This window comes from Agriterribacter sp., assembly GCF_035444585.1.
Lineage (GTDB): Bacteria > Bacteroidota > Bacteroidia > Chitinophagales > Chitinophagaceae > Agriterribacter.
Map to the genome: position 1 here is coordinate 1 of NZ_DAOMOZ010000217.1, position 7,972 is coordinate 7,972.

6 protein-coding genes are annotated in these 7,972 nt (G+C 42.8%); 3 read left to right on the plus strand and 3 right to left on the minus strand.

All coding sequences use genetic code 11. The annotated features are described in order from the left end of the window. Positions 1 to 38: 38 nt before the first annotated feature. Positions 39 to 1,376: an acetyl-CoA carboxylase biotin carboxylase subunit gene (gene accC, locus PLH26_RS18030; RefSeq protein WP_324587426.1), complete on the plus strand. Its 1,338-nt coding sequence runs from the start codon at positions 39 to 41 to the stop codon at positions 1,374 to 1,376. Positions 1,377 to 1,523: 147 nt separating this feature from the next. Here the strand turns inward: accC and PLH26_RS18035 are convergent, their stop codons facing one another. After that, on the minus strand, positions 1,524 to 3,719 hold the full coding sequence (locus PLH26_RS18035) for a glutamine synthetase III family protein (RefSeq protein WP_324587427.1): 2,196 nt from the start codon (positions 3,717 to 3,719) through the stop codon (positions 1,524 to 1,526). 162 nt (positions 3,720 to 3,881) lie between these two features. Then, complete coding sequence (locus PLH26_RS18040) at positions 3,882 to 5,138, minus strand: hypothetical protein (protein ID WP_324587428.1); 1,257 nt, start codon at positions 5,136 to 5,138, stop codon at positions 3,882 to 3,884. A gap of 112 nt (positions 5,139 to 5,250) precedes the next feature. Here PLH26_RS18040 and PLH26_RS18045 point away from each other — a divergent pair, with 112 nt between their 5' ends. Then, positions 5,251 to 6,405: a glycosyltransferase family 4 protein gene (locus PLH26_RS18045; RefSeq protein ID WP_324587429.1), complete on the plus strand. Its 1,155-nt coding sequence runs from the start codon at positions 5,251 to 5,253 to the stop codon at positions 6,403 to 6,405. Between the two features lies 1 nt (position 6,406). Here PLH26_RS18045 and PLH26_RS18050 read toward each other — a convergent pair whose 3' ends face one another. Further along, complete coding sequence (locus tag PLH26_RS18050; RefSeq protein WP_324587430.1) at positions 6,407 to 7,345, minus strand: glycosyltransferase family protein; 939 nt, start codon at positions 7,343 to 7,345, stop codon at positions 6,407 to 6,409. A 317-nt stretch (positions 7,346 to 7,662) separates the two neighbouring features. Here PLH26_RS18050 and PLH26_RS18055 point away from each other — a divergent pair. Then, positions 7,663 to 7,972: patatin-like phospholipase family protein (locus tag PLH26_RS18055; RefSeq protein WP_324587431.1), on the plus strand; the 310-nt coding region annotated here is incomplete at its 3' end.

Sequence of the window (7,972 nt, forward strand, 5' to 3'; positions counted from 1 at the left end):
TTCAAATTTTCAAATTCCCGAATTTTCAAATTGAATACATGTTCAAAAAAATACTTATTGCAAATCGTGGTGAAATTGCATTGCGGATCATCCGCACCTGCAGGGAGATGGGCATTAAAACAGTGGCCGTTTATTCTACCGCGGATAAGGATAGTCTGCATGTAAAATTTGCAGATGAAGCGGTATGCCTGGGCCGTCCGCAAAGCACAGACTCTTATCTTAATATCCCACACCTTATGGCTGCTGTAGAAATTACCAATGCGGATGCCATTCACCCCGGCTATGGCTTTTTAGCTGAAAATGCCAGGTTCGCTCAAATTTGCTGTGAGCACGGAATAAAATTCATTGGCCCCACGCCGGGCATGATCACTGCCATGGGCGATAAAATCACGGCTAAAGAAACAATGATCAAAGCCGGCGTTCCGGTAGTGCCCGGTGGTGAAGGATTGCTGGAGAGTGTGGACCAGGCAAAAGGACTGGCAAAAGAGATTGGCTACCCGGTAATTTTAAAAGCAACCGCGGGTGGCGGAGGTAAGGGCATGCGGGTGGTTTGGGAAGAAAGCGAAATAGAAAAAGCATACAGCAATGCAAAAGCAGAAGCCGGTGCTTCATTCAAGAATGACGGGATATACATGGAGAAATTTGTAGAAGAGCCGCGTCATATTGAAATACAGATAGCGGGCGACCGCTATGGCAAAGTTTGTCATATGAGCGAAAGGGACTGCTCCATTCAGCGCCGCCACCAGAAGCTGGTAGAAGAATCTCCATCACCCTTTATGACGAACGATCTGCGTGAAAAAATGGGTGAAGCTGCCGTAAAAGCCGCTTCTGCCATTAATTATGAAAGTGTGGGCACTATAGAATTCCTTGTGGACAAACACAGGAACTTTTATTTTATGGAGATGAATACCCGCATCCAGGTAGAACATTGCGTTACAGAAGAAGTAACCAATTTTGACCTGGTTAAAGAACAAATAAAGATCGCCTCCGGCGAATCCATTTCAGGAAGAAATTATTATCCCGAAATGCATGCTATAGAATGCCGGATCAATGCAGAAGATCCGTATAACGATTTTCGGCCCTCGCCGGGACAAATAACGGTATTGCATCAACCGGGCGGACATGGGGTACGCATTGATTCGCATACCTACGCAGGTTATGTTATTCCACCTTATTACGATTCAATGATCGGCAAGATCATTGCTGTTGCCCGCACCAGGGAAGAAGCCATCAATACCATGAGCCGCGCTTTAAGCGAATATGTAATTGAAGGTGTAAAAACCACTATTCCCTTTCACCAGCAGCTTATGCGCAACGAAGATTTCAGAAAGGGTAATTTTACCACAAAATTTCTTGACACTTTTACTATGCAGTAAGCCTTGCTGACAGGCCGGATAGTCAATGCTTGGCATGACCGGTACAACTCATGGCTGACTGACCACTCACCACTCACTACTCACTCTCTCCAAATAAAACACCCCTGAAAATTTCCAGGGGCGTTTGCTGATTTATGGGGCTTGTGTCTATCTCAAAAACAATAATTCGCGGTATTTAGGCAGTAACCAGTATTGATCATCTACCAGTAATTCCAGCTTATCAACATGATAGCGGATCTTATCAAAAAAAGCATCTTTAACCTGGCTTTGATACGCTATGGCCTTCGTGCGGGTATCTTCGATCTTGTTCACCACCTTTCTTGCTTCAATCATTTTTTCAACACCGTCTGCCACCTGGCCAATATGCTCGGATATTTTTTCAAGTATCTGCAACTGGTTGGCATACGACGATTCCGGCAGGCCCAACTCTTTAAGTCCGCGGATATTACTGATGAGGATGTTCTGGTATTTTACCGAACAGGGCAGGATATGGCTGGTGCAGAGCTCTCCCATGATACGGCCCTCGATCTGCACTTTTTTAATGTATTTTTCCAGTTCAATTTCATGCCGCGCTTCCAGTTCGGAATGATGGTATATGCTCAGGTCCTCAAACAATTTTTTAGCCCTGTCTGTAACCATCGCATCCAATGCCAACGGTGTTGTTCTAACATTGGGCAAACCGCGTCTTTCTGCTTCATGGTGCCAGTCATCGCTGTATCCGTCTCCTTCAAACAACACTTTTTCAGAACCGGCTATGTATTCGCGGATAACATGCATAATGGCAATTTCCTTTTTCTCTCCTTTATCTATCAGGGCGTCTACTTCTTTTTTAAACTGGGTTAAAGTGTTTGCCATAATAGCGTTAAGGGTGGTCATGGGGATACCGCAGTTGGCGGTAGAGCCTACGGCGCGGAATTCAAACTTATTGCCGGTAAAGGCAAAAGGTGAAGTACGGTTGCGGTCTGTATTGTCTAATAACAATTCCGGGATGTTTTTATGAATGTCCAATTTCAGGAGGATCTCATCCTGCTCAGAAAAGTTATCGCCTACTCTTGTTTTAATTTCAGTTAACACCTCATTAAGGTATTTGCCGATAAATACCGAAATGATAGCGGGCGGGGCTTCATTAGCACCCAACCTGTGGTCATTACCGGCAGATGCAATAGAAGCACGGAGCAGATCAGCATAATCATGCACCGCTTTAATTACATTTACAAAAAAGGTAAGGAACATGAGGTTGGTTTTGGGTGTTTTGCCCGGAGCCAGAAGGTTAACGCCGGTATCTGTTGACATGCTCCAGTTGTTGTGCTTGCCGCTTCCGTTAATGCCGGCAAAAGGCTTTTCGTGCAGCAGCACCATCAGGTTATGATGCCTTGCGATCCTGGTCATAAGATCCATTAAAAGAATATTATGATCAACAGCCAGGTTCGCTTCCTCAAAAATAGGAGCACATTCAAACTGTGCGGGCGCTACTTCATTATGCCGGGTTCGCAACGGAATACCAAGGCGGTATGCCTCCTCTTCAAAATCCTTCATGAACGCATATATTCTTTCGGGAATAGACCCAAAGTAATGATCTTCCAATTGCTGACCCTTGGCCGGTGAATGCCCAAATACAGTACGGCCTGTCATAACCAGGTCGGGCCGGGCGTTGGCAAGCCCTGCATCCACTACAAAATACTCCTGCTCCCATCCCAGTGTAGCAATGACCCTGTTAATATTTTTATCAAAATAATTACATACATCCACCGCAGCTTTATTTAAAGCCTCCAGCGAGCGCAGCAAGGGGGTCTTGGTATCTAATGATTCGCCGGTATAAGAAACAAATATAGTGGGTATACAAAGCGTATTGGCATCACCTATATTCATAATAAATACCGGAGATGTGGGATCCCAGGCTGTATAGCCTCTTGCTTCAAAAGTAGCTCTCAACCCGCCCGACGGGAAAGAAGAGGCATCAGGCTCCTGCTGTATAAGCGCGGCACCGTCAAATTCCTCAATCGGCGTGCCATCACCCTTTAGCGTAAAAAAAGAATCATGCTTTTCGGCTGTTGTACCGGTTAAAGGCTGAAACCAGTGTGTAAAATGCGTAACGCCTTTGGCTTCCGCCCAATGCCTTAAGCCCGCACTGATATGATTGCCCATGGTACGGTCTATTTTTTTTCCGGTTTTTATGGAAGCAACCAAACTTTTGTATGCTTCATCACTCAAATACTCCCGGGCCGTTTTTAATGTAAATACGTTCTCTCCGAAAATGGTGGTTATTTTACGGGAACCTTCTACAAGGATTTCTTTCCCCAAACCAGACAAATGATTGATCGCATTAAACCGAAGTGATTCCATCTAATTTAAATTTAATATATATAATTTTTTACTATGATTATTAAAATCGAAGCAAAACTATTGTTTTTTTACAATAACCTTGGAAAAATATGAAAAATCATATAATTTATTACAAAAAGGTATTTTATCTTAATAAAATAAAATATGGAGATAATTACTCATTTATTTGGAGTGCAGGAAATTTTTATTCAACGACCCCACAAAAGGAAGCAGCAACAGCACAATATACCATGCTTTGTAACGCACTATGGCTCCCGTAAAAGGAACGGTATACCCTATTATCAATAGTCCGACCAATGAGATCATGATAAGAAACAGGCAAAACGGCTGTAATAACTGAGGCAGTATATGCTTTGCGCCCGATATAACAGCACCAATCACGATCAATACAATTAAAATGATTTCAGCAAAAGCCATCAAATGAAAAGGACTTTTTATTTCTGTTATATAGGGTCTTAAAAAAACATGATTGGCCGCCTGCGGCAATACTTCTGCATAGCTTTTGACGGTAGGTTTTAAAGGAGTTAAAGGCAATACAGTATTGGCCTCCAGCTTTAAAAACTGGTGTTGCTTTTCTGCAAGTTTAAGCGGTAAATTAAATTTTGAAGGAAACCCCGGGGAAAGAAAAAAGAATATTACGCATGCACCGTAAACAATAAGATAGACAAGGTAAGGCCTGGCCGACACCAGCTTTATAGAGATCCACCATGCAGTTAGAGCAGGCAGCAGTATAAGCGCATTAACATTGCGCAACAGGAAAATGAACGCAAAACTGAGCACTCCAAACCCCAGTTGCCGTACTGTTTGTTTTACAGTAATGCAATAATCCGCAGCATAGAACAATACGCCGGTAAAGAACACGATCAAACCATCTTTGTCTATACCGCTGTTCCAGAACAAACAGGAAGGAAGAAAAAACACCGTACAAAATATCAATAAGCCGTTTCTTTGAATATGTTTCCGGGCCACAAAATAGATAAGGTATAGGCCCCAGAACGATAATGCATTAAAAAAAATAATATCAATATAGTAATTGCCACCGCTGAATACATTAAAAACGGCGAGTAGTTTGATCAACAGGTTTTCACCCGCGTTGCTCCATGGAGCGTCATCGGCAGTAGAGAAAAAATCGGTGAGGTTGCTGAAGGATATGCCGGTAGAAAAAAAGGCCGAAGGGTGGGTAAGCAGATTTTGATATTCTGCCAGTGACTCATTAAAATATACCCAACTGTCGCTTACCGGAAAGTAATGCGCATATACATAGCCATATGCAAAACCCGCCGCCAGCTTTGCAGCAAAAGCAGCCGTCAGCCATTTCCCGCTTACCGGTCTTTCTTTCCGATGATTAAGCCAGCGAAACAGAAAAACGAAACCGGTAATGTATAATATCCCGGTAATAATATATAAAAAGAGATGCAATACTAATGAATAACAAATTGTAAAGACGCTTGCAAAATAATCTATTGTGCTCTGATTAATAAATTTTTACTGTTTTATTATGAACACTTACTTTTAAGCGATATACACCGTTATGCCAAAAATTTTGTTGGGAGTTTCCAGTTCGTTTTGCGCCAGTTTCCTGAAGGGGCAGGTGGCTTTTTTAGTACAGCATGGCTTTGAGGTTATTATACTCAGCGCGCCCGGGGAAGAGATCAGTATGCTGGCCAAAAAAGAAAATGCCCGGCTGATCACCATAGGTTTTACCAAAAGGATTTCGCCCTTTACCGACCTTTTTCAACTTTTCCGGATCATCCGGTTAATAAAGCGGGAACGGCCCGATATCGTTAATGCCGGCAATCCCAAATCGGGTTTTCTCATTATGCTCGCCTGCCGGATCGCCGGTTGTAAACACAAAATATTTACGCTTCACGGATTATTATCAGATACCAAAAAAGGCTTACTGCGCCGGCTGATCACTAAAACAGAAAAAATTTCCTGCAGTATAGCAGACAGGGTGATAGTAGTGAGCCCCACTCTTAAGATCCATGCAGAAAAAAGGAAAATACTTTCATCTGGCAAAGGTATAGTGCTGGGAAAAGGAAGTGCCAATGGTATTGATCTGCATTCGTTTCCCGGCAAAAATGCTGTTACAGGAAGGTCCGCACAACTGAAAGACAGGCTTAATTTAAAAGAAGATGATACGGTGATCGGTTTCCTGGGCCGCTTATCAAAAGACAAAGGAATTGACATCCTTTTTGATGCGTTTAATTTGCTGGTAAAGGAATATCCTTCTTTACGACTGGTACTGGCAGGACCTATTATAGAGGAAAACCCGTTTTCGCTCCATTTGCTTCACCAGTTGTATCACGATGAAAAAGTAATGTATCTCGGTAAATTATATGATGTAACGCCTGTATACGGCATAATGGATATCCTTGTTCTGCCTTCTTTGCGGGAAGGATTTCCCAATGTACTGATTGAAGCTGCTGCTATGGAAGTGCCTGTCATCGCTTCAGCTATACCAGGTTGTAAAGATGCGGTTCATACCGGCATAAACGGAGAACTATTTGAAAAAGGAAATGCTGCCGCACTGGCCGCCATTCTGAAAAAGCTGATCACGAACAAAGCATTAAGACAACAATACGGAAAAAACGGAAGAAAATTTGCGGGTGATAATTTCTCCAATGAAGAAATATGGTCAGCCCAGCTGGAATTGTATAAGAACATGCTGCAGGCTGCAGAATAGGTTACCCGTTTTTGTTTGCATCTCCCGCAAAGTCCAGCCCCGGAAACCTTTTTTGCAGAAAACCTGTTATTCCCGATTTTTCAATTTGGGTTTTCCATGTCCATTCACGCAGATCGGGTACAGCATAAGAGAATGCATTCACCTGCTCCCAGGTAAGATTGGAAAGATCCGGCAGCAGGTAATAATACCTTCCCCCGTATACGCTTTCAAACTCTTTTATCCACTGGTAATCTGAAGTAACAACCGGTATCCCGCAGGCGGCATAGTCTAAAAATTTAGCCGAAACCTGCCTGTTAAAAGGACTGATGTCGGGCATAAAATTAATAGCATACCTGCTCTGATGAATATAGGAGTATACCTGGTGATAGGGAACCGGCCCTTTAAAAAAAATATTTTTATGCCCCGATAGGCGTAAGGCCGTTTGCGTATAATCCCTGCTCAATACCAGCAACGTTCTGTCTTTTAAATTACCCCCGGCGAAACAATTCAATAACACGTCAGGTTCTCTTTTCTTATCTATACTCCCTACGTAAATGAAATCATAGCGCTTTCCGGTTCTTTCTGAAGCAGGGTCACTGTTCATTATTCCATGTCCGCGCAAACCAAACGGGATGTTATCCCTGAAATCAAACTGCCGGCGAACGTATTCACTATAGAATATTCTGTAGTCGGGCAAACAATTTATATTTCTCTTAATAATATTTCTAAGCGTGGCAAGCGGAGGTACGGATGCAGAAGCATATTCATGCACAACAACTGCGTTTTTGCTCCGTCTTACCTGCGTACCCATGAAATACCATTCGACATCGGCAGGTGTGTTGTGTAAACTGCTTTGCCTGCTTACCCTGGTCAGGATCCCCGGATGTGCAGAAAAAAAAGAAACATAGGCTTCAATCTCCGGCAAAAAAGCCCTGTTATTGTGAATAAAAGCAATGGTCATAACAGGATAAATATAAAGGAAACCGCCACAATTCCTGTCAACACAAGGAGCATGTCATGCAAACACACAAAAAACTCCTGTTAAAACAGGAGTTTGCTGAAACCAACTACCTAAAATAAAAAATATACCTTTTGAAGGGCAGGCACTGAAGTTCGCACAGATCTGCAAGCCGGGGTGTTAATTAAATTGGAATAATGGTTAAAGAATGGTTACGGCCCCGGTAACCTGTTTGTGGGATTGCAAATGAGGAAGCTAATGGTTATATTAACGCCCGAATCATAACGGGCAAATCCCTTAATTACACAAACCTCAACAACATGACACTTTCTGAGCATTTTTCAAACAGCAGTTCTCCCAAACGTATTCTTGCGCTGGATGGCGGTGGTATCCGCGGCGCATTGTCATTAGGCTATCTTCAGCGAATTGAAGATATTTTACGAAAACAGCATGGCAATGATAAAAATTTCAGGCTTTGCGATTATTTCGATCTCATTGGCGGCACAAGCACCGGTTCTATCATAGCATCCTGCCTGGCCATCGGACTAAAGGTGCAGGATATAAAAGACAAGTACATGGAGCTGGGCGATAAAATATTCGGCAAAAAAAACAAATGGTGGAAAATTTTTG

Excerpts from the sequence above, each read along its gene's own strand:
- accC (WP_324587426.1), top strand. The coding sequence starts at position 39 with ATGTTCAAAAAAATACTTATTGCAAATCGTGGTGAAATTGCATTGCGG.
- PLH26_RS18045 (WP_324587429.1), top strand. The coding sequence starts at position 5,251 with ATGCCAAAAATTTTGTTGGGAGTTTCCAGTTCGTTTTGCGCCAGTTTC.
- PLH26_RS18050 (WP_324587430.1), bottom strand. The coding sequence starts at position 7,345 with ATGACCATTGCTTTTATTCACAATAACAGGGCTTTTTTGCCGGAGATT.
- PLH26_RS18035 (WP_324587427.1), bottom strand. The coding sequence starts at position 3,719 with ATGGAATCACTTCGGTTTAATGCGATCAATCATTTGTCTGGTTTGGGG.